The sequence below is a fragment of the Rhodoglobus sp. genome, from assembly GCF_053580035.1.
Map to the genome: position 1 here is coordinate 1721501 of NZ_JBMDVL010000001.1, position 19793 is coordinate 1741293.

The 19793-nt window shown below is 60.6% G+C and carries 22 protein-coding genes; 8 read left to right on the forward strand and 14 right to left on the reverse strand.

Annotated features, from left to right (window positions below; translation table 11 throughout):
• Window positions 1-9: 9 nt before the first annotated feature.
• The 4 genes from ACOH1Z_RS08435 (at window position 10) to ACOH1Z_RS08450 (ending at window position 3391) form a co-directional block, all read left to right on the forward strand.
• Entirely contained in the window at window positions 10-1011 is a 1002-nt protein-coding gene (locus ACOH1Z_RS08435; RefSeq protein WP_449647996.1) for a 3-hydroxyacyl-CoA dehydrogenase, read from the forward strand.
• A gap of 117 nt (window positions 1012-1128) precedes the next feature.
• Window positions 1129-1638, forward strand: coding sequence for a hypothetical protein (locus ACOH1Z_RS08440; RefSeq protein WP_449647997.1), 510 nt, complete (start codon window positions 1129-1131; stop codon window positions 1636-1638).
• An 83-nt stretch (window positions 1639-1721) separates the two neighbouring features.
• The gene (locus ACOH1Z_RS08445) at window positions 1722-2930 is read left to right on the forward strand and encodes an MFS transporter (protein WP_449647998.1); all 1209 of its coding nucleotides are present in this window, start codon (window positions 1722-1724) and stop codon (window positions 2928-2930) included.
• Window positions 2927-3391 carry a nitroreductase family deazaflavin-dependent oxidoreductase gene (locus ACOH1Z_RS08450; protein WP_449647999.1) on the forward strand — a complete coding sequence of 155 codons (465 nt, stop codon included), beginning with the start codon at window positions 2927-2929 and terminating at the stop codon, window positions 3389-3391. Before ACOH1Z_RS08445 ends, ACOH1Z_RS08450 begins: the two co-directional genes overlap by 4 nt.
• Before the next feature lie 35 nt (window positions 3392-3426).
• Here ACOH1Z_RS08450 and ACOH1Z_RS08455 read toward each other — a convergent pair whose 3' ends face one another.
• The 12 genes from ACOH1Z_RS08455 to ACOH1Z_RS08510 form a co-directional block, all read right to left on the reverse strand.
• On the reverse strand, window positions 3427-3789 hold the full coding sequence (locus tag ACOH1Z_RS08455) for a hypothetical protein (protein ID WP_449648000.1): 363 nt from the start codon (window positions 3787-3789) through the stop codon (window positions 3427-3429).
• 70 nt (window positions 3790-3859) lie between these two features.
• A complete protein-coding gene (locus tag ACOH1Z_RS08460) occupies window positions 3860-4216 on the reverse strand; it encodes a cupin domain-containing protein (RefSeq protein ID WP_449648001.1) in 357 nt (118 codons plus the stop codon).
• A gap of 5 nt (window positions 4217-4221) precedes the next feature.
• The gene (locus tag ACOH1Z_RS08465) at window positions 4222-6081 is read right to left on the reverse strand and encodes a YhgE/Pip family protein (RefSeq protein WP_449648002.1); all 1860 of its coding nucleotides are present in this window, start codon (window positions 6079-6081) and stop codon (window positions 4222-4224) included.
• Window positions 6078-6695 (reverse strand): hypothetical protein, encoded by a 618-nt coding sequence (locus ACOH1Z_RS08470; protein ID WP_449648003.1) that lies wholly within the window; start codon window positions 6693-6695, stop codon window positions 6078-6080. Before ACOH1Z_RS08470 ends, ACOH1Z_RS08465 begins: the two co-directional genes overlap by 4 nt.
• Window positions 6695-7315, reverse strand: coding sequence for a TetR/AcrR family transcriptional regulator (locus ACOH1Z_RS08475; RefSeq protein ID WP_449648004.1), 621 nt, complete (start codon window positions 7313-7315; stop codon window positions 6695-6697). Before ACOH1Z_RS08475 ends, ACOH1Z_RS08470 begins: the two co-directional genes overlap by 1 nt.
• 79 nt (window positions 7316-7394) lie before the next feature.
• The gene (locus ACOH1Z_RS08480) at window positions 7395-8822 is read right to left on the reverse strand and encodes an NAD(P)/FAD-dependent oxidoreductase (RefSeq protein ID WP_449648005.1); all 1428 of its coding nucleotides are present in this window, start codon (window positions 8820-8822) and stop codon (window positions 7395-7397) included.
• Between the two features lie 37 nt (window positions 8823-8859).
• Window positions 8860-10560 carry an amidohydrolase gene (locus tag ACOH1Z_RS08485; RefSeq protein WP_449648006.1) on the reverse strand — a complete coding sequence of 567 codons (1701 nt, stop codon included), beginning with the start codon at window positions 10558-10560 and terminating at the stop codon, window positions 8860-8862.
• A 50-nt stretch (window positions 10561-10610) separates the two neighbouring features.
• Window positions 10611-11453, reverse strand: coding sequence for an ABC transporter permease (locus ACOH1Z_RS08490; protein WP_449648007.1), 843 nt, complete (start codon window positions 11451-11453; stop codon window positions 10611-10613).
• Window positions 11453-12409 carry an ABC transporter permease gene (locus tag ACOH1Z_RS08495; RefSeq protein ID WP_449648008.1) on the reverse strand — a complete coding sequence of 319 codons (957 nt, stop codon included), beginning with the start codon at window positions 12407-12409 and terminating at the stop codon, window positions 11453-11455. The genes ACOH1Z_RS08490 and ACOH1Z_RS08495 overlap by 1 nt, the downstream gene beginning before the upstream one ends.
• Window positions 12410-12435: 26 nt before the next feature.
• Window positions 12436-13617, reverse strand: coding sequence for a polyamine ABC transporter substrate-binding protein (locus ACOH1Z_RS08500; RefSeq protein ID WP_449648009.1), 1182 nt, complete (start codon window positions 13615-13617; stop codon window positions 12436-12438).
• 13 nt (window positions 13618-13630) lie between these two features.
• Window positions 13631-14875 carry an ABC transporter ATP-binding protein gene (locus ACOH1Z_RS08505; protein ID WP_449648010.1) on the reverse strand — a complete coding sequence of 415 codons (1245 nt, stop codon included), beginning with the start codon at window positions 14873-14875 and terminating at the stop codon, window positions 13631-13633.
• 194 nt (window positions 14876-15069) lie between these two features.
• Entirely contained in the window at window positions 15070-15507 is a 438-nt protein-coding gene (locus ACOH1Z_RS08510) for an Lrp/AsnC family transcriptional regulator (RefSeq protein WP_449648011.1), read from the reverse strand.
• Window positions 15508-15610: 103 nt separating this feature from the next.
• On the opposite strand from ACOH1Z_RS08510, the gene ddaH reads away from it, so the two are divergent.
• On the forward strand, window positions 15611-16447 hold the full coding sequence (ddaH, locus tag ACOH1Z_RS08515; RefSeq protein ID WP_449648012.1) for a dimethylargininase: 837 nt from the start codon (window positions 15611-15613) through the stop codon (window positions 16445-16447).
• A 102-nt stretch (window positions 16448-16549) separates the two neighbouring features.
• On the opposite strand, the gene ACOH1Z_RS08520 is transcribed toward ddaH, so the two are convergent.
• Complete coding sequence (locus tag ACOH1Z_RS08520) at window positions 16550-17293, reverse strand: DUF4386 domain-containing protein (protein WP_449648013.1); 744 nt, start codon at window positions 17291-17293, stop codon at window positions 16550-16552.
• A 94-nt stretch (window positions 17294-17387) separates the two neighbouring features.
• On the opposite strand from ACOH1Z_RS08520, the gene ACOH1Z_RS08525 reads away from it, so the two are divergent.
• Complete coding sequence (locus ACOH1Z_RS08525) at window positions 17388-17822, forward strand: hypothetical protein (protein WP_449648014.1); 435 nt, start codon at window positions 17388-17390, stop codon at window positions 17820-17822.
• Entirely contained in the window at window positions 17822-18043 is a 222-nt protein-coding gene (locus ACOH1Z_RS08530; RefSeq protein ID WP_449648015.1) for a helix-turn-helix transcriptional regulator, read from the forward strand. The genes ACOH1Z_RS08525 and ACOH1Z_RS08530 overlap by 1 nt, the downstream gene beginning before the upstream one ends.
• Before the next feature lie 51 nt (window positions 18044-18094).
• Here ACOH1Z_RS08530 and ACOH1Z_RS08535 read toward each other — a convergent pair whose 3' ends face one another.
• Complete coding sequence (locus ACOH1Z_RS08535; RefSeq protein WP_449648016.1) at window positions 18095-18532, reverse strand: nitroreductase/quinone reductase family protein; 438 nt, start codon at window positions 18530-18532, stop codon at window positions 18095-18097.
• Between the two features lie 75 nt (window positions 18533-18607).
• Here ACOH1Z_RS08535 and ACOH1Z_RS08540 point away from each other — a divergent pair, with 75 nt between their 5' ends.
• The gene (locus ACOH1Z_RS08540; protein ID WP_449648017.1) at window positions 18608-19786 is read left to right on the forward strand and encodes a low temperature requirement protein A; all 1179 of its coding nucleotides are present in this window, start codon (window positions 18608-18610) and stop codon (window positions 19784-19786) included.
• The last annotated feature ends 7 nt before the right edge of the window (window positions 19787-19793 follow it).

Below are 19793 nucleotides of genomic sequence, written 5' to 3' on the forward strand. Positions count from 1 at the left end.
GTCAACCACATGACACTCATTTCGAATCCCGATGAAGCTACTGCGGATGTCGATATCCATTCGGTCGCGATCATCGGTGCCGGCAGCATCGGTATTGCGTGGTCCATCGTCTTCGCGTGCGCAGGCATTAACGTTCGCATTTTCGAGCTTGATGAAGTTCGGCGAGCGTCGGCACTCACCGCCGCTGAATCTCTGCTGCTGGAGATGCGAGAGGCGGGCCTATTCTCTGAGCCGACGTCTGGCATCCTCGCGCGGATGACTGTGTGGAAAGAGCTGGCGGATGCAGTCGATGGCGTCGGATATGTGCAGGAGTGCATCGTAGAAGACGTTGACGTTAAACGTGTTCTGTTCGGACAGCTCGATGAGCTGACCTCGCCAGACGTAGTTCTTGCGAGCTCGACCTCAGCAATACCCTCTTCTCAGTTTGCGCGCCACCTCGAGGGTCGAGCACGCTGCCTGGTTGTTCATCCTGCCAACCCGCCCTATTTCCTTCGCGTCGCCGAAGTGGTTCCCGCAGAATTCACCGCATCGCGCACTGTCGCGATCGCGGCTGCATTGCTGACAAGGGTAGACATTTCGCCCGTCCTTCTGAACACCGAAATCGAAGGCTTCGCCCTTAACCGTCTACAAGGAGCCTTGCTCCGGGAGGCCTACTGCTTGGTGCGGGATGGCGTAGTTTCCGCTGTTGACGTAGACACTCTCGTGCGGGAAGGGCTGGGAAGACGCTGGTCGGTCATCGGGCCCTTTACGACGAGCGAATTGAACACCCGCGGCGGGCTTCGCCAGCATTCGGAGATTCTGGGCTCGGTCTATGCGCGCTTCGGCCTGGAACGGGGCAAGGACAACCCTTGGACCCGCGAAACGATCGACATCGTCGCCAATGCGATTGAGAACCACCTCCCGCATCCGCGATGGGAAGAGAATGTTCGAGAGCGTGACCACGCGATGATCCAAGTGGCCTCGCTACTTCGCGGCTTCGAGAACCCGCTCAAGCCGCGCCGAGCGGTCTAGCTAAAACCAAACAGGGCCGCCGCGAACTCAGTGCCTGCGAGCCAAGTTAGCCGATCGACATTTCCTCGGTTTTGCCTTACTCTAAGGCAACCCATCACTCGTCGTTAGGGGAACCCCGTGTCGCAGGCGCTGAAAACTGAACTATTGGATGCCCCGAACATGTTGTCTGGGCGACTGATCGTGGCGCGCATCCGGAAGCTCATTCTGACCGCTGGCTTCACCCTCATGGTCTATTCGATTTTCACTACGGCCAACCGAGGTTACTGCCCGATTGATGTCGCTACTGGTGGTTCTCTTGTAGGCAGCGACGGCAACTTCACTGAAGTAGCACCCAGCTGTGTGAATCTCACGCTTCACCCCAGCGGCCTCATCTATTTGGCAATTTTTGCGATCATCATCGTTACTCTGAATTTTGTGCTCCGACGAGCAAACGACGAAGAATCTGCTCTGCAATATCTCGACCGCGCGGAACTTGGGATCATGGTTCTGGCCGTCGCTTCGTTGCTCATCAGCCAGATTTGGTTCTGGATGATTCCGATTACTGACTGGAACGGCAGCGGCACGTTCTATTTCCCGTTCCCCTTCGGTGCCGTTGACCTCATCACCACCCCGATCACTACGCAATAGGACGGATGCCGTTCCCCCCTCAGCACACTGGCGATTTTCAGGGTAGGCACCGGCTTCTGCTTTTCACTGGGAGTATTGATCCCATGACCGCCACTGCCACGCCGGCCCGCCTCCGCGCTGCCGCGATCGCGACCTTCCTTGTCTTCGGTATCAATGGGTTTGTGTTTGCGAGTTGGGCGGCCCGCATCCCTGCCGTCACCGACACCCTCAATCTCACACCCGGCCAGATGGGTGCTCTCCTGCTCTGTGTCGCCGTTGGTTCGCTGATCGCCTTGCCCACAGCCGGTTATGTGACAGGCAGAATTGGCACCGCAAATACCGTGCGCGTTGCGGGACTGATCGCCGCGCTCGCCGGAGTCGGTATCGCCTTGTCGCTCTCAGCGGCAACCACGGTCGGAACCGCAATCTCTTTGTTCTTCTTTGGCATCGGAATCGGACTCTGGGATGTCGCTCAGAACATTGAGGGTGCCGACGTCGAGCACAAAATCGGCCGCACCATCATGCCGCAACTCCATGCCGCTTTCAGCGGTGGTGCCTTTCTGGGCGCGCTCCTCGGTGCCGGGCTGTCGACTCTGGGGGTCGGATTTCCCGCGCATCTTCTCGCGATCGTTGTGGTGGTAGCCGTGACGACTTTTGTTATCCCGAAGTACTTCCTGGCGCGTATTCCTGAAGTGACGCAGCCCGCAGGAGAACCTGCCCCGCCGAAGGTGCGCACTGCCTGGACCGACCGCCGTACCCTACTGATCGGTGTTGTTGTGCTTGGTGCAACCCTCACGGAGGGCGCAGGAAATGACTGGATTGCCAAAGCAGCAGTCGACGGACTCGACGTCACAGAATCCAATGGCGCCCTCATGTTCGCGACCTTCGTGCTCGCCATGACCCTGATGCGATTCTTCGGAGGCAAAGCGATCGATGCCTACGGTCGCGTTCCCGTGCTGCGCGCCAGTATGGCGGCCGCAGCAATCGGCCTCACGCTCTTCGTGCTTGCGCCAAACATAGGGCTAGCCATGGTCGGCGTCGCTCTGTGGGGCATCGGCGCCGCGCTCACATTTCCGATGGGGATGTCGGCGGCAGCCGATGACCCCAAGCATGCTGCCGCCCGCGTATCAGTGGTCTCCACCCTCGGGTACGTCGCGTTCCTTGCCGGACCACCACTGCTGGGCTTCCTCGGCGACATCGTCGGAATCAGATTCGCGTTGCTGGCAATCGGAGTTCCCATCCTGATTGCTCTCGTGCTGGCTGGGGCCGCGCGGCCGTTGCGCGACAGCGTTCCCCTGAAAGCAGAGCTATGAGCACTAGAACTCGCTCCCTCATCGCTCGAGCCTTTCGGAGTCGTCGACTGATGCGTGCGCCGATCGGACTGTACCGCGCCGGGTTCGGCTTCCTTTTTGGCAGACGCCTGATGATGCTTGAGCACACCGGCCGCAACTCCGGCGAATCCCGCTACGTCGTCTTAGAAGTAGTGACGAGCCCGAGCCCGAACGAAGTGGTGATTGCGTCAGCCCTCGGTCGACGCGCCCAGTGGGTTCGCAATCTGGTGGCCGAACCGAAATGCCACGTCAGCATCGGGTTGCGCCGCCGAATCCCCGCTAGCGCAGAGGTGCTCGGGCCAGCCGACGCCCAAGCCTATCTTGCGGCCTACCAAGTGCGGCATCCGAGGACATGGAAAGAACTCACCGCACTCATGACTTCGCTCCACGACGGAAACCCTGACTTCGAAATCCCCCTCGTTCGCATCACGCTCCACCCTTAAGCCGGGCCGAACAAACCCGGAAGTATTCGTTGGGTCTAAACCTTTTCGTCGACGATGCCCACGAAGCGACTGCCAATGCCGTCGATCTCCGAGCGGAACACCCCTTCAGCGGGAGCGGGAAGCTCATCCGCATCATGCCAATCGCACGTCAAATACGTGAAGGCTGGCCACCACTTCTTCGGGCGGGCTGCTTCCGTGAAGCCGCAGACCGTACACGTCAGCTGCATCCACACGGGGCGCTTGCCGGTGCGGTTGGCGCGCGACTGAACCAACCAGGCTGGGGGGTTGGTTTCGAGTTCTTCGAACTCGGCATCCGACATCCGATTCGGGAGGTCATGCCGTCGAGCCATCTCGAGAGGGATGTCGAGGCGCAGTGCAGCTTCCCGTCGTGTGATCATGTTCCTACGGTACGCGAACTGGGCGGGCGCCCGTACTTGTTGGTCCGAATCTGCGCGCCAATGGAAGCCACTAGCTGAGGTAAATCTTGCGCAGCGCTTCGGTGACCGTCCACGTGGTCTTCATGCCGTCGGTGAGCCGCACAACGTCACCGGGGCCAACAGCGATCGTGCGATCATCCGCAGCGAAGTGGATGCTGGCGCGCCCGCTAATGACCACAAAGACCTCATCGACCTCGGTGTCTGTTGCGGTGCCAACGCTCATTTCCCAGACGCCGATCTCGGTGTCGCCGAGGGTATCGAGTACGGCGTACCCCGCGGTGGGACTGCCTGCCACGACGTCGCCCGGCTCCAGTGTTTCGTGTGCGACGGGGACGGCGCTCGCCGCAAGGGGAGTGCCGGGAGTGAGAAGCGGGGCGGGTTCGGTCATGGGGTTCAGCCTATGAGACTGGGCTGCAGATCGCGCAGGGTGCGGCGGTGGGTCATTCGTGTCACTCCGATGGCGGCCAGGATGAGTGCGCCACTGAGCCAGGCGCCGAGTACGAGAGCGTCGGTGCCGACTCGGGCTAGGTCGCCGCCGTACATGAGTTGGCGCATCGCATCCACGACGTAGCCCATGGGCAGAACATGGTGGAGCGCGGCGAGCGGGGCTGGCAGGGTTTGCCACGGGAAGGTGCCGCCGGCGGTGACGAGTTGCAGCACCATGAGAACGAGCCCTAAGAATTGGCCGACCGAGCCGAACCAAATGTTGAGAGCAAGAATGATTGCGGCATAGGTGAAGCTTGCCGCCACCATGACCCCGAGAGTGCCGAGCGGATGCGTGAAGCTGAAGCCGAGCGCAGCAGCGAGCACGCCGAAGAGCGCAACCATTTGGAGCGCACCGAGCACTGCTGGGGTGAGCCAGCCAGCGAGTGTGACGCGTAACGGTGACCGGAGGGCCGTTACGGCACGCTTTGAGATGGGTTTGACGATGAGGAAGAGCGCGTAGATTCCAATCCATCCGGCTAGCGCTGTGAAGAAGGGCGCGAGGCCTGCGCCATAGTTGCCCGCTGCCGTGACTGCGCTCGTTTCGACATCAACCGGATCGGCAATCGCCGCTGATTGCTGTTCGCGCAAGTGGGTAGTCGAGGCGGGGATCGCTTCAACACCATTCTCAAGCCCGTCACGAAGCTGAGTCGTGCCATCGGCGAGAGTTCCCAGTCCGCTTTCTAGCGCACCAACGCCAGCGCTGAGGGTTGAAGCACCGGACTGTGCCGAGCTCACCCCGGCAGCGAGTTGGGTTGCGCCCGAGGCGAGGTCGGCGGCGCCGTTCGCGAGCGACGTGGCGCCCGCCGAAAGCTCATCAACCTTCGACACAGCAGACTGTACGGTGCCATTTCCTTCAGTGATGCGCGCGCTCAGCGGGTCGAGGGAGGCAAGCACGGTGTCGATCTCAGCAGCATCAAGACCCTGATCGGTGAGCGCGGTGATGAGGTCGGCGCGTGCGGAAGGAAGCGCATCCGCAATGGTTTGGGCTGCGGTGCCCGCGCGGTCGGCGTACCCGGCGAGCTCACGATTGCCGGCGGCGACCTGAGCTGCCCCCGCGGAGATCTGGTCGGCACCGTTGGCGAGACTGCCACTTGCGGTGCTGAGCGTAGACAGTCCTGTCGCTAACGTTCCCGCGCCATCCGACAACTTGTGGGCACCCGTCGCAGCATCATTCGACCCGTTGACGAGCAGTGTTGCGCCGTCGGTGGCATCAGAAAGTTCGGTGCGGATGTCAGAGATTGCGGTCAACAACGTGTTTGCCGCTTCTTGACCAATGAGTTCCGCTACCGAGCGCCGGATCTGCTCAACAGCCTGCTTGCCGATGGTCGACGCCAAATAGTTGTTAGCGTCATTGGTCTCAAGAGCGATCTCGGCCTGATGCGGATTCGTGCCCGCAATGGAGGTCAGAGCATCCGAGAAGTCGCTGGGGAGTGTCACCGTGAAGTCGACGGTTCCGTCAGCAAGAGCCGCAGACGCCGCGGATGCCGTGAAGACATGCCACTCAAAGTCGTTTCCTGCGAGCAGGTCGTCGGCAACGCGCTCACCGTAGTTCACTGCCTCTGTGTCACCGTCGGCGGGGACACCATCGTCGGCGACCACGAGCCCGACGGGCACTTCAGCGAAGCTGCCGTAGGGGTCTTGGTTTGCCCACAGGTAGACGCCGCCATAGAGCACGGGCACAAGCATGAGCGCGAGTAGCGCCAGCATGGCCATGCGCGAAGAAGTGAGTCGTCGCAGTTCAGCGACGACCATGGAGAAAACCTTCATGCGGGATGTACTCCTGTGGTGGTGCCGCTCTGGGTAATGGCCCACTCCGAGGCGCGACCAGCGACGGCAAGAATCGCGAAGCCACGAGTGGCGAACTCGTCGAGGAGGTTCCACCATTCCAGGGGCGGACCACCATGGCGGTCGGGGGCGGTCACGACGAGTGCCTCGACACCGGGGCGAAGAGTGGCCAGTTCGCACAGCACCCGCAGTCGCGTGGAGGGCTCAATATCTGCGATCGGCGTGGTGGCAAGCGTGCGATAGCCCAGTTCTTCTAACCAGCGTCGGGTAGATAGTGGGTCGGCGCGACGGCCAGCGAACATGAGTTCTTCGGCCACAACACCAGCTAGGGGAACGCCAGCATCTGGGTCAGAAACGCCGGGGGCATCAACGAGAGCAACCCGACGACGTAGCGCACGGGCATCCGAAGCGCCGTCGATGGTCACGGTTCCCGAGTCTGGCCGCATGCGACCGGAAGCAATCAGGCCAAGCACGGTTGGGCGTTGTTCTGTTTCGGCAACAGCGAGGGTCACATTGCCGGTGGAGAACGTAGCGGATGTCGCGGGCAGGGCTTCGTTGTTGCGCCCTTTAGTGACGGTGGTCAGTTCGACGCGCATTACTCGGAGCCGAGAATCGACGGGTGCTCTTCGAGCAGTGCGACGCTTTCGCGCCAGGAGAGCCCAGCCACGCTGAGGGTGGTGCGCACGGCGAGGGAGCGTGCTTCGGGCGACGCAGCATCGACGCGAGTGATCGCGGCGCGGGCCGCCTCCTCAACAAGTCGCGAAAGTGTGGTGACATCCATGTCGGTGCGGAGAGTTTCGGCATCTTGGCCGCGCTGCAGGATCTCAACCACGGTGCGCCGCAAGGGTGCAAGAGCTTCTGCCGTGGCAGAAACATGGGTTTCATCGAGGGCGGTGGCAGCCACGACCTGCATGTGGGCGGCCTCACCCCAGAGAAGCGAGGCGAGTCGAGCCAGAGCCACTTGAGGGTCAGTGTCGTCAACCCGCAGTGCGATCGCGTTGAACCGTTGGGCGCCTGCCGCGATGACTTCGGTGACGAGAGCGTTGCGGTCAGTGAAGTGCCCATAGAGTGCGCGCCGAGAGAGGCCGGCTTCGCGCGCGATGGTGTCGATCGAGGCTTGCGGGTCGTGGGCGATCGCTGCAGTGGCGGCGCTCAGGATGCCGGCGCGGTTGTCGACAGCATCCTGGCGGGGACGTCGAGTGGCGGGGGTGGTCATTCCCTCACTGTAATAACTTGCACAATGATGTGCAAGTTATTACCGGCTACTGTCAGGTCAGCGCTCTGCCGAGCAACGCTTACGAGTCGAAACCGAGCCCGAGAGCATCCAACGTCTTGAGAATGGCATTGCGGCGACCCTGATTGTGGTCGGCCCGGTTCAGCGACCACCGCGTCGCATTGATTCCCAGCGAGGCAATCGGCTCAGGCGGGAACGGCAACGGCATCTTCTTCACCATCTCCAACTCGGTGCGCTCCGTCGTCAGCCCATCGAGCTTGTCGAGCATCACCTGAGCAGCAAAACGAGTCGCCCCAACACCGAGCCCGGTGAAGCCAGCCGAGTAAGCGACCCGACCAGCACGCGCGGTTCCAAAGAACGCACTGAACTGCGTTGAGGCATCAATAGCCCCAGCCCAACGGTGGGTGAACGTGAGACCCTCCAACTGCGGAAACGTCGTAAAGAAATGACTCGCGAGCCGCTCAAAACTTTCCGGACGGTGCTCATACTTGTCACGAACCTTGCGACCGTAATGATAAACCGCGTCATATCCCCCGAAGAGAATACGGTTGTCAGCACTCAGCCGGTAGTAGTGGAACTGATTCGCCATATCGGCAAGACCCTGACGATTCGACCACCCGATAGAAGCGAGTTGCGCGGGGCTCAAGGGTTCCGTCATCAGCACATAGTCATACACGGGAACCGTCTGCAGGCGCGCACGCTTGAGCAACGACGGAAAAGCATTCGTCGCGAGTGCAACCCTGGCGGCACGCACCATACCCTTTCGGGTGTGCACTGCTGCAGCATCCGTTGGGCCACCGGATGTCTCGACCTCACGCACTGGCGAGTTCTCAAAGATCTCGACCCCGAGTTCGCTCGCGACCCGCGCCAGTTCACGAACAAGTTTCGCGGGGTGCACGAGCGCGTTGATGCGTTTGTTCCACACCGCGGCAAGGTAGGTGGGGGAGTTCACTTCTGCTCGAACCGCAGCCTCGTCAAGAAAGACCGTGTTCTCGTCAGTCTTGGCCTCTTTCAGCCACGCAATTTCGTGCGGCTCAATAGCGAGGTCGAGGGATCCGGTGCGCTCAAAGTCGCAATCGAGCCCCAGTGACGTCACGCTGGCCTCAATCTCATCGAGGTTCTGCATGCCGAGGCGGTCGAGCTGTTCGTACTCGTTCGGCCAACGGCTCAGGCCGTTCTCTTCACCGTGGGTGAGGCTGGCTTCGCAGAAACCGCCGTTGCGGCCAGAGGCAGCCCAACCCAGTTCGCGGGCCTCGAGCAGCACAACTTTCGCGTCGGGGTTGCGCTGCTTAGCGAGCACGGCGGTCCACAGTCCGAGGTAGCCACCGCCAACGATCGCGAGGTCGGCCGTGATCTCGCCACGGAGTGCAGCAAACTCGGGGGCATCCTTGACGTCGTCGATCCAGAACGGCTTGTGTATCGAGCCATGGAGCGAATTGCTGATGACGGATGCTGCTGGCGGGTTTCTTTCAAAAACTACTTTGCCCACGGGGCACGTTCCCTTCTCGCGTGGTTGGTCGCGAGGTTCATGATTGTGCGGGCGCGAGGTAAACGCGCTCGCCTTCGACGAAGGTCTGTTCGGTGCGGGTGAGGCCGATTTCGGCAACGGGGCCCGCGAAAGGGTTGCGGTCAAGAACCACGAGGTCGGCAAGCTTGCCCACCTCGATAGTGCCGGTCTCATCGAGGTGATTGGTGAAGGCAGAACCGGCGGTGTATGCGGTCATCGCGGTCAACAGGTCGAGGCTTTGCTTGGGCAAGAACGCCTCGTACTCGCCTTCTTCGTGGCCGGGCGCCGCAATGCGATTCACGGCGACATGGATGGCCGCCATTGGGTCTGGACTAGACACCGACCAGTCGCTGCCCGACGCCAAATGTGTTCCGGCGCGGTGCAGATCGCCCCACGGGTACTGCCATGAGCTGCGCGGTTCACCCAAGAACGGCAGGGTTAGGTCGACCATTTGGGGCTCGAGTGCAGCCCAGTAGGACTGCATGTTGGCTGTCACTCCTAACTGAGCGAAGCGGGGAACGTCATCCGGATGCACGACCTGAAGGTGCGCAATGTGGTGACGGTTGTCGTTGGGACCGTTGATAGCTCGGGCGGCTTCGATTGCGTCGAGGCACTCCCGCACGGCGCGGTCTCCGATGGCGTGAAAGTGCACCTGGAACCCAAGAGCGTCGAGTTCGGTGACATTCGAGATCAGTTGAGCGGCGTCGACAAAGGAGATGCCCGAATTGCCGGTGTGGTGACCGCAACCATCAAGGTAGGGCTCGAGCATCGCGGCGGTGAAGTTCTCGGCTACTCCGTCTTGCATGATCTTGACGGTGGTCGCAGCGAAACGTCCGGCAGCATTGTGCTTGCGCCGAAGAACAAGTTCGGGAATCTGCTCGGGGCCGCGCTTGCGATCCCACCACAGGGCTCCGACGACGCGAGCCGTCAACGTGCCAGCTGCTGCTGCTTCCATGTAGGCGGGAGTGGCGTCGCCAGAATCGCCGTAGCCACCCAGGATGGCGTCCTGCCAAGCCGTGATCCCGAGCGAGTGCAAATACTCTTGACCGATCGACAGGGCGCGCAAATAGTCTTCGGGCGAGGTCTCGGGCAGCAGTTGGTTCACGAGCGACATCGCCCCCTCGTGGAGGGTGCCGGTGGGGTGACCGTCGGCGTCGCGCTCTATCCGGCCATCAGCAGGATCGGGGGTTTCGCTCGTGATGCCGGCCAGTTCTAGCGCTCGCGAGTTCACCCACGCGCCATGGCCATCGCGGTTCGGGATGAACGCTGGCCGGTCTGCGACCGCCGTGTCGAGATCGGATGCCGTTGGTGTTCCTCCGGGGAAAGCCGCCATGTTCCAGCCACCACCCAAAACCCACTCAAGCTCGGGGTTAGCGTCAGCGTAGTGGCGAATCCGGGTGAGGTACTGCTCGCGAGTGGAGTCGTAGGCGAGGTCGCAGCGGATGAGGTCGAGACCTCCCCAGACGGCGTGCACATGGGCATCCTGAAAGCCTGGGCTCAACAGCTTGCCTGCAAGGGCAACGACCTCGGTATCAGGACCGATGAGAGCTTGGATGTCAGCTTCGGTAATCGGCGAGTCGTCAGCGCCTGCGGGAACATCCGCACCAGTGCTGACGGCCACGATCCGGCCAGCCGACACGGCGACACTTCCCATGCTCGGTTCAGCACCGGTCGCCGTGAAGACGGCACCTCCAGTCAAGACAAGATCAGCGAATGACATATTTTTGTGCACTTCCCTTAGCGGTCTGGTGTTTGGAGAGCGGTGACGGTCTAGCCGCCGCCAACGGTCTTAGCGATGTCGGTCGCGGAGTCGCCGGCCCGACGCAGGACGTAGGCCACCAACCCCAGCGCAGCCAGGGTGAGAAGCAGCATGATCGTGGAGACGGCCGCGATTTCTGGTCGCAACCCGCTTCGCACCGCGCTGAGTACATAAACGGGCCACGGGGTGGTGCCTGAAACCTGCACGAACGCCGACACGATCGTGTTGTCGAGACTCAACGTGAACGAGAGAAGCCCACCAGCGAGCACGGCAGGCATCACCAACGGAAGGGTGATTTGCGTGAAACGTCTGAACGGAGGCGCATACAGGTCAGCTGCTGCCTCTTCCAAGCTTTCATCGATACCGATCAGGCGCGAGCGCACGATATACGCCACGACTGCGGTCGAGAACAGGGAATGACCGACGACGAGTCTGACAATGCCGTTGTCGAAGATGCTGAGGCCGACATCCTGACCGAGAAAAACCATCCACGGCAAGAGCGAGACGGCATCCACAATTTCGGGCGTGACCGTGACAAGGATGAGCAGAAGCAAGAACGCTGGCGCCCACTTGCCGGCCCGGCGCGCCAACGCGACTCCGGCCATGGTGCCGAGGGCTGTCGCAATCAGGGCCGCGATAAAGCCGGTCTGTATCGACACCATCACGGCATCCGTGATGGCGGGCTTCGTGACGATCGTGGCGAAGGAGCCAAACCCGAACTCATTCCACGCTACGAGCAGTCGGCCCTCGTTGAAGGAATAGATGATGATGATGGCGATGGGGGCAAACAGGAACCCGAAAACGAGGACTGCCCACACCTTGAGAGAAATGTCGGTGAGCGATAGCCGGTTCATTATTTGTCTCCCAACACGAGACGATTACGACTCCTGAGCGGCCAGGTTGCCAACCATGAAAGGAGCGCGGCGATGAGCACGGTCGTGAGGATTGTCAACACCAGCACAACTGCCATTGCCGAGCCCAACGCCCAGTTTTGTGCGGTCTGGAACTGGTTGGCGACCATTTGGCCGGCCATATTTCCCTTGGCTCCACCCAGCACGGTCGCGGTGATGTAGTCGCCCATGAGCGGGATGTAGACGAGCAAGATGCCGACGATAATGCCCGGCTTTGCCAGAGGCAGAGTGACATTGAGGAAGGTGGACCATCGCCCCGCGCCGAGGTCTTTGCTCGCCTCACGCATAGGCAACGACACCCGATCAAACGCTACAAACATCGGCAAGATCATCAATGGGATGTAGTTGTAGACCACACCGATCAGCACTGCCGTGCGAGTGAAGAGGATTTCGAGTGGTTGATCGAGCACGCCGATCGACTGGAGGGCGTTGGAGAGCAATCCGCTCGGGGCGAGGATGATTTGCCAGCCAATAGTGCGCACCAGAAAGTTTGTCCAGAACGGAATCATCACCATGGCTAAGAGGATTCCGCGGCGAGCCACCGGGGCCTTGAAGGCGAGCCAATAGGAGAAGGGGATGGCGATCGCCAAGCAGATAAGCGTGCCAACAACTCCCACCCACAGCGTGTTTTGGAAAGTAGCGAAGAACGTCGGGGAGAGCGCTTCAGCGTAGCGATCTAGCGAGAGCACATCATTAGCGTGGGTGCCAAAAATGCCGGGCTTGTATCCGAAACTGAACCACACAACAAGCGCGACGGGCGCGACGAAGAAGGCGAACAGCCACGCCCACGCAGGAATTGCGAGGGCGAACCCCGGCAATGTCAATCGGCGGCGCGGGCGCGCGTGAGGCGCGCGTGCCCCAAGTTCTGGGGCGGCGCGGTCCTCAACGGTGACGGTCATTGTTTACTCTCGACTAGCTGCAATGGCTAAGCGCCAGCAGCAGCCTTGGTCTTGTCCCAGATCTCAACAATGCGCTGCTGTGCTTCGGTGAGCTTCCCCGTGTGCATTGTCTTGACCTGTTCTTCATCGAAGAAAACCAAGTCAAGCATTTCCAGATCGGCAGCACGTGCCGCTTCTTCGATGCCGGCACCACCGGTGTGGTACCCGATGTAATCAAGCTCGCGCAAGGCCTTCTCGGGCGCGAGCACATAGTTAATGAAAGCGTGAGCAGCCTCGGGGTTGGTCGCGCCCTCCGCGATAGCCCAGTTGTCCATCCACAGCTCGGTATCGGGGGAGCCGAGCACCCACTGCCAGCGGTCGGGCTCGTCACTCTCCATGATTCCGATGCGAGCGTCACCGTTCCAAGACTGCATGAGGATCTGCTGCGCTTGAGGAATAGCCGCACCACCCGGGTAGGAGTCGAAGGCCGAAATGTGGGGAGCGAGCTGCGTGGTGAGGAACTCTTCTGCCGCGGCCAAGTTTGCCTCGTCGGTGGTGTTCCAGTCGATTCCGTTGGCCCAGTAGTAAATGCCCAGCAAGGGGGAGGGGTCGTCGAGCACCGAGGTCTTACCGCTGGCTTCGTTCTGCGCAGCATCGATGAAGTCTGCCCACGTGGTGAGCTCACGACTGATTTTGGTTTTGTCGTAAACGTACCCCGTGGTTCCCCAGGCCTTGCAGATGGAGTACTCGTTGTTGGGATCCCAATCACGGCCCAGGAAATCGGGGTCCATGTCGGCAATGTTGGGAATCAGATCAAGGTTGAGCTTGCTCAGCAGGCCGTTCTCGATCATCTGAGGAATGAATGGGCCGGTGGGGACCACAATGTCGTAGCCGCTGGTGCCGCGGGCCGCGATGAGCTTGGAAATCAATTCTTCATTGGAAGCAAATGAGTCGAAGGTGATTGTTGGGCCGAGTTCGCTTGAGAACTCGGAGACCACGTCGGGGTCGTCGTAGTCACCCCAACTGTAGATCGACAGGCCACTTTCGAGTGCGCCACCGCTGGCTTGCGGCGACGAGCCAGCACCAGATTGCGGGGTGCAGGCGGCGAGCAACGCCGCGCCGGCTGCGGTGCCGGAGAGGGCAAGAAAACGGCGCCGGTTGAGTTCCGACTTGATGATCTTGGTTGCCGAGGTCGAGGCGAGAATGCGAATAGGGGTTTCGTGTGACATCAGGCTGCTCCTTCTAAAGGGCGATCGAACTGGTGGGTGGGGCTGGATTGGAGACCGCGCGGGCGATGTCGGCCTGGGCCTCGGTCGCCTGCTCGCTCGGGAAAAGGTGAACGCTCGCCGACTCCCAAGCGCAGACGACGGTGTCGCCGACGGCGAGTCGAGGGGCGTTGGGTCGCGGAATGCGCGAGAGGAGCGTCTGGCCGTGACCGATCGATATCAAGAACTGAAGCGTCTCACCCTGATGGGAGACGCCGATTACTTCTCCAGCAATCTCGTTCACCGCAGCGCTGGACACTTCCGCGCCGGCCGAATTTGTTGCAGTGACTGTGACCGCTTCTGGCCGCACCGCTGCTTGCGCGTCGGACCCCGCATCAAGTTCAGGATGAGGGGTTGCCGCGTTCAGAATTCCAAAGCGTGACTCCATAACGGCCGTATTGGTCGACACCGTTCCCGGGATGAAGTTCTGCTGACCAATGAAGCCGGCAACGTAGGCGCTCGCCGGGTTGTCGTAGATCGAATCCGCGTCATCCAACTGCTCGATGCGGCCTTTGCGCATGATGGCGATGCGGTCACTCATGGAGAGGGCCTCGCCCTGATCGTGGGTGACAAAGATAAAAGTGATCCCCAGCCGCGACTGCAGAAGCTTGAGCTCAATCTGCATCTCTTCACGAAGCTGGCGGTCGAGAGCGCCGAGCGGCTCATCGAGCAGCAGCACGGAAGGATTGTTGATCAGTGCTCGAGCTAACGCGATGCGCTGTTGCTGGCCACCAGACAGTTGAGTGGGTTTTCGGTCAGCAAATGACCGCATTTGCACGAGGTCAAGCGATTCGGTGACGCGCTCGCGGATCTCCGCCTTAGCGATTCCCTTTTGGCGCAGACCGTAAGACACATTCTCGGCAACGCTCATGTGTGGAAAGAGCGCGTAGGCCTGAAAAACCGTGTTGACGTTGCGCTTATGTGGCGGAATTCCGACAACATCCTGACCAGAAATTCGGATGCGCCCCTCGGTTGGCTCTTCAAAGCCGGCGAGCATCCGCAACGTCGTGGTCTTTCCGCAACCGGAAGGACCGAGCAGGGACAGGAACTCCCCTGGCCGCACGTGCAGACTGATGTCGTCTACGGCTATTGCGCCGCCAAACTTCTTGGTCACACCCTCGAGAACGACCGAGCCTTCTGGCTCTTCGGTGCTCCCTGTTTCGACGTTGGTGCTCTCTGCCGTTGAGCTTTCGGACCCGATGTTCTGAGCTGAAACCGTCACGTTGTACGCACCTCCGAGTTCGTGAAAACTGATTCACGACTAGTGATGTAGTCAATCGGAAAACGGGGCAAGATGCAACGGTATGCATGGTTATGTTCGTGTTACAGAACGGAATTCGTTGCGAAAGACGGCTTTAACTGCGCAAAACAGCACGGTTCGCGCAGCTGGGCAGCGAGCCGGTTGTCGCGGTTTAGTTATTCGTAGCGGCGGTGAATGAGGCGGGACAACACAATCGAGCTGCGGGTGTTGTCGATGTTCGTGGCGGTTCGCAGGCGTTCAAGGGCGACCTCTAGCGAGTGGATGTCGCGCGAGCGCATATGAACGACAGCGTCGGCCGACCCACTGACGGTTCCGGCATCCACCACTTCGGGGATGGCGCTCAGGATTCGCTTGAGTTCGTGCGGAGCGACATTGCCGCGGCAAAAAAGTTCAACATAGGCTTCTGTTCCCATGCCGTCTACGGCTGGATCTACCTGAATGGTGAAACTGCGAATCACGCCGGTAGAGACGAGCCGGTCAACGCGACGTTTAACTGCGGAGGCGGAAAGTCCTACAGCTTCACCGATATCTCCATAGCCCGCACGGGCGTTGAGGCGGAGCATGTCGATGATTCCAGCGTCCAACTTGTCCATTCGGACAGTCTACGGCGATATATTGTGCGTTGACCAGCCTTTGCGCCGAATTAGTGCGCATATTGCCGAGACATTGCGGATAGGTGCGTGAAACACTGGAGCTATGACGATCACTGACACCTCATCGACCACGCCTGCACGCCAGGCCACCGCGAAGACCGTGCTGATGTGCCGTCCCGACTTCTTTACGGTCACGTACAGCATCAACCCGTGGATGAACCCCAACGATCCCACAGACACCAGCCTCGCTGTCAAGCAGTGGCAGACGCTCTACGACACCTACATTGACCTTGGCTTCACCGTTGAGCTCATTGACCCCATCGACGGCCTGCCCGACATGGTCTACGCCGCAAACGGCGGATTCGTGATTGACGGCAAAGCCTACGGCGCCCTCTTCACCTACGACGAGCGCAAGGCCGAAGGCCCCGCCTACATGGACTGGTTTGGCGCCAACGGCTTCGACGTAGCTTCCCCCGAGAACGTTAATGAGGGTGAGGGCGACTTCCTCCTTGTCGGCGACAACATCCTTGCAGGTATGGGCTTCCGCACCTCAGTCGAAAGCCACCGAGAACTCGCTGAAATCTCCGGCCGCAACGTTGTCTCCCTCAACCTCATTAACCCCAGCTTCTACCACGTAGACACTGCGATTGCGAAGCTTGACGAGACCAACATCGCCTACTTGGAGAGCGCCTTCGATGAGCCCTCCCTCGAGAAACTCCGTGCGCTGTATCCCGACGCCATCCTCGCCACTGAAGAGGATGCGGCAGTGCTCGGACTCAACTCCTACAGCGACGGCTACAACGTCGTCATCGCCGCCCGCGCCAAAGACTTCGAGCGTCAACTCAAAGAGCGCGGCTACAACCCCATCGGGGTCGACCTGTCGGAGCTGCTGCTGGGTGGTGGCGGCGTCAAATGCTGCACCCTAGAACTTCGCCGCTAGCGGCACGGTACCTCTGACTTCGCCGCTAAACGGCGAGATGCGCTTGGCGCACTGAACAGAACGAATGGCCTGCGCGTCGAGCGCGGGCCATTCGTGTTTTCGCTAGCGGGGCGTAGCGGCTGTCGTTTTCGTTGACATTGCCGTCGCTGCCGTCGCCGGCGTCGTCTCTGACTTCTGTGCCGGGCGGATGCCTCGAATGAGCAGGTATCCGACGGTCCACAGTTCGCCGACTGTCGCCGGGAGCACGAGCACATCGGCGATGACGGTCGGGAAAGTGTCGATTGCGGCGGCGAGCACGGTGCTGAGCACGTAGCCGATTCCGCCGACGATGAGGATGATGCCAAGGATGCGCGGCATCCGTTTCGTGGAGATCATGAACCAGCCCATCGGGATCAGCCACAGCCCGAAGAAGATGCCCCCGGCCGCCCAGAGCGAGTCGGAGAGTGAGTACAGCAGCGCGACGGTTCCGGCGGCGTCACCGGCGGGAGCGAGTCCCGGGGTGGTGGCGACGCTGACTGCGCTTGACAGCATCGCGGCGCTCACCAGAATCGCTGCGGCATTCATCATTCCGAAGGTGGCGACACCGTAGGCGGTAACTGGGCGCTCGTTTCGGAAGATGGCGTAGAAGCCGAGTGCTGCGAGTGCCTGGGTGATCACGACGAGCAGTTCGAGGCCGACGCTGAGGTGGGCGAGCGCGCTGTTCTCTAGAATGTTCGCGACCGTTGCAGCTGGGTCATCCGCGGTCTGTAATTGTGGCCGAATCACCAGGTAGCCGAGCAGTCCGGTGAGGGCAAGGCCGAAGTAGGCGGCGCCCGTGAGTCTGGCGGTGCGGGTGAGTGAGAGCATTTCTTCCTCCGAAATTGATGTAAAAGATTATTGACACTTGAAGGTAAAGCCCGCATACTCGTAATGTCAAGAATTATTTACACCGGAGGTTGGCATGGTCTACGAAGAGCGAAACAAATGGTCGGGACTCGTCGTCGCGCTCATCACCACGATCGGCTACGTGATCACAGTCCTTCAGACTGCGAACGCTGGGCCCCTCACTGACGTGGAGTGGTGGCCCATCATGGCCTGGACCATCGGCATCAGCATCGTGGCCACGATCGTCATTAGCGTGCTGTGGGGCATCATTGCTGGAATGTTTGACCCAGACGGCGTAGGAAAATCTGACCAACGCGACCGCGACATTTCGCGCATGGGTGATCGCGTCGGCCAATCCTTCATGGTGATCGGCGGACTCGGGGTTATCGTCCTGTGCGCCTTCGAAGCAGACACTTTCTGGATCGCGAATACGATGTTCCTCGGCTTCGCGCTGTCCGCCATTGTCGGCGGCATTGCCTCAGTGATTGCCTACCGCCGCGGACTCGCCTGATGGTCAAACCGACCAAAGTCGCCAACAACATCCGGGCTCTTCGTGAAGCAAAAGGGCTGACGCAGGCCGAACTCGCCCGCCGCATCGGGGTGACGCGTCAGACGCTCATCGCGATCGAGCAGGGCAAGTATTCGCCAACGCTCGAACTGGCATTTCAGATTTCGCGCATCTTTGACTCCGGGCTCGACGATGTATTTCATTACCCGGCAGACGCCGAATAGCGAGGGTCGCCGCCAGCGAGCTGCGGTGCCGCGAGGCGCTGAGCTGCGTCTTCAGTACTCTTCGCAGATCACCACGGGGATGTCGCGCGTCGTCTTGGTCTGATACTCCGCATACCGCGAATTCGCTGCCACAATCTGCGGCCACAGTTCTGCCTTTTCGGCGGGGCTGGCGGTATGGGTGTGCACATTCACTGTGCGTCCACGAACGGTGATTGCGGCATCCGGAGTCGCCTGCAGATTGCGGTACCAGAGCGGGTCACGATCGTCGCCGCCCTTTGACGCCACGATGATCCAGCGTCCGTCGCCATGCACGGGAGCTGTGAGCATGGTCGACCGTTGCGCGCCCGATACCCGCCCCGTGGTGTGCAATTCAAGTGCGGGCATGCTGCCGAGGGTCCAGCCGAGGCGACCACCAGAGATCGCGAGTGCCGCACGGTGCACACCGTTCATGAGCTTCATGAGGACATCGCTGGATCGTTGGCTTCGCATTGACCCATTGTCTCGCACTGACCCAGTTGTTCTGCAGTCTGCTCGGTGACGAAGCATTTCGCTACAGTCACAGTCATGAATGCTCTTCGAGTTCGGATGCGCGCCCGTGACATTGAGGAACAACACCGTGCCTCAACACCGCTAGAACTGCTGTTCGACCTCACCTTCGTGGTCTCGATCGCGTCACTCGTGAAACAGCTGACGCACGCGATCGAGGTGGGCCATGCGGGGGAGGCGATCGTGCCGTTCCTCATGGTGTTCTTTGCCATCTGGTGGGCCTGGAATCAGTTCACGTGGTTGGCGTCGGCCTATGACACCGATGACACCCTGTATCGACTCTTCACGATGGTGCAGATGGGTGGGGTGCTTGTGCTCGCCGCCGGGGTGCCGAGTGCGTTCGAGGATGGCAACTTCACTGCGATCACTATTGGTTACCTGGTGATGCGCCTAGGACTGCTCGGAACGTTGCTGCGTGCGATTAAGGACGACCCGGAGACTCGAGCAACGGCTGCACGCTACGCCACCGGCATTGCCGTTCTCCAGATTGGATGGCTGTTTCGGCTTTTATTGCCAGACGAGTTTGCTGTTGCGAGTTTTGTCATTCTCGCGATTGGTGAACTGTGCGTCTCTCCGTGGGCTGATCGGGCTTCACAGTTGTCGTGGCATCCACACCATGTTGCGGAACGCTATGGCCTGTTCACGATCATCCTGCTCGGTGAAAGTGTTTTGGCCGTGACGGTTGCTGTGCAGGAGTCGCTGAAGAGTGCACTCTCCCCGGAGTTGTTGACAGCCGCGATCGCCGGGCTCGTGTTGCTCTTCACCCTCTGGTGGCTCTATTTCTCGGAACCCGCAGCAGAAGGCCTCGTGAGTCGTCGAGAACGATCCCACCTGTGGAGCTATGGCCACTACTTTCTCTATGCGGCACTGGCAGCGGTAGGCGCAGGACTCGAGGTTGCCGTTCGCAGCATCAACGGAAAAGTGGAGTCGAGCGGGCTCGTGGTGGGATTCTCACTGGCAATTCCTGGTGCTGTAATCATCCTTCTGTTGTGGCTCGTTCATGCACCCATGGTGGAGCGCGTCTCCATTCCTCGGTCGGCATCGGTCGGTGCGATCACGGTCATCCTGGCACTACCTTTCTCGGCGACAGTGCTCGGCGCCATCGGTGTAGTTGTCGCGATTACCGGCGTTGCCGTGCTTTTGCTTGTTGTGACTCTTTTCGCCGAGGGTCAGCGGATGACCAGCACCCCTGAGTGAAGTCTTT

Coding starts and splice junctions, on each gene's coding strand:
- ACOH1Z_RS08435 (WP_449647996.1), top strand. CDS start 10: ATGACACTCATTTCGAATCCCGATGAAGCTACTGCGGATGTCGATATC.
- ACOH1Z_RS08445 (WP_449647998.1), top strand. CDS start 1,722: ATGACCGCCACTGCCACGCCGGCCCGCCTCCGCGCTGCCGCGATCGCG.
- ACOH1Z_RS08450 (WP_449647999.1), top strand. CDS start 2,927: ATGAGCACTAGAACTCGCTCCCTCATCGCTCGAGCCTTTCGGAGTCGT.
- ACOH1Z_RS08455 (WP_449648000.1), bottom strand. CDS start 3,789: ATGATCACACGACGGGAAGCTGCACTGCGCCTCGACATCCCTCTCGAG.
- ACOH1Z_RS08460 (WP_449648001.1), bottom strand. CDS start 4,216: ATGACCGAACCCGCCCCGCTTCTCACTCCCGGCACTCCCCTTGCGGCG.
- ACOH1Z_RS08465 (WP_449648002.1), bottom strand. CDS start 6,081: ATGAAGGTTTTCTCCATGGTCGTCGCTGAACTGCGACGACTCACTTCT.
- ACOH1Z_RS08470 (WP_449648003.1), bottom strand. CDS start 6,695: ATGCGCGTCGAACTGACCACCGTCACTAAAGGGCGCAACAACGAAGCC.
- ACOH1Z_RS08475 (WP_449648004.1), bottom strand. CDS start 7,315: ATGACCACCCCCGCCACTCGACGTCCCCGCCAGGATGCTGTCGACAAC.
- ACOH1Z_RS08485 (WP_449648006.1), bottom strand. CDS start 10,560: ATGTCATTCGCTGATCTTGTCTTGACTGGAGGTGCCGTCTTCACGGCG.
- ACOH1Z_RS08490 (WP_449648007.1), bottom strand. CDS start 11,453: ATGAACCGGCTATCGCTCACCGACATTTCTCTCAAGGTGTGGGCAGTC.
- ACOH1Z_RS08495 (WP_449648008.1), bottom strand. CDS start 12,409: ATGACCGTCACCGTTGAGGACCGCGCCGCCCCAGAACTTGGGGCACGC.
- ACOH1Z_RS08500 (WP_449648009.1), bottom strand. CDS start 13,617: ATGTCACACGAAACCCCTATTCGCATTCTCGCCTCGACCTCGGCAACC.
- ACOH1Z_RS08510 (WP_449648011.1), bottom strand. CDS start 15,507: ATGGACAAGTTGGACGCTGGAATCATCGACATGCTCCGCCTCAACGCC.
- ddaH (WP_449648012.1), top strand. CDS start 15,611: ATGACGATCACTGACACCTCATCGACCACGCCTGCACGCCAGGCCACC.
- ACOH1Z_RS08520 (WP_449648013.1), bottom strand. CDS start 17,293: ATGCTCTCACTCACCCGCACCGCCAGACTCACGGGCGCCGCCTACTTC.
- ACOH1Z_RS08525 (WP_449648014.1), top strand. CDS start 17,388: ATGGTCTACGAAGAGCGAAACAAATGGTCGGGACTCGTCGTCGCGCTC.
- ACOH1Z_RS08530 (WP_449648015.1), top strand. CDS start 17,822: ATGGTCAAACCGACCAAAGTCGCCAACAACATCCGGGCTCTTCGTGAA.
- ACOH1Z_RS08535 (WP_449648016.1), bottom strand. CDS start 18,532: ATGCGAAGCCAACGATCCAGCGATGTCCTCATGAAGCTCATGAACGGT.
- ACOH1Z_RS08540 (WP_449648017.1), top strand. CDS start 18,608: ATGAATGCTCTTCGAGTTCGGATGCGCGCCCGTGACATTGAGGAACAA.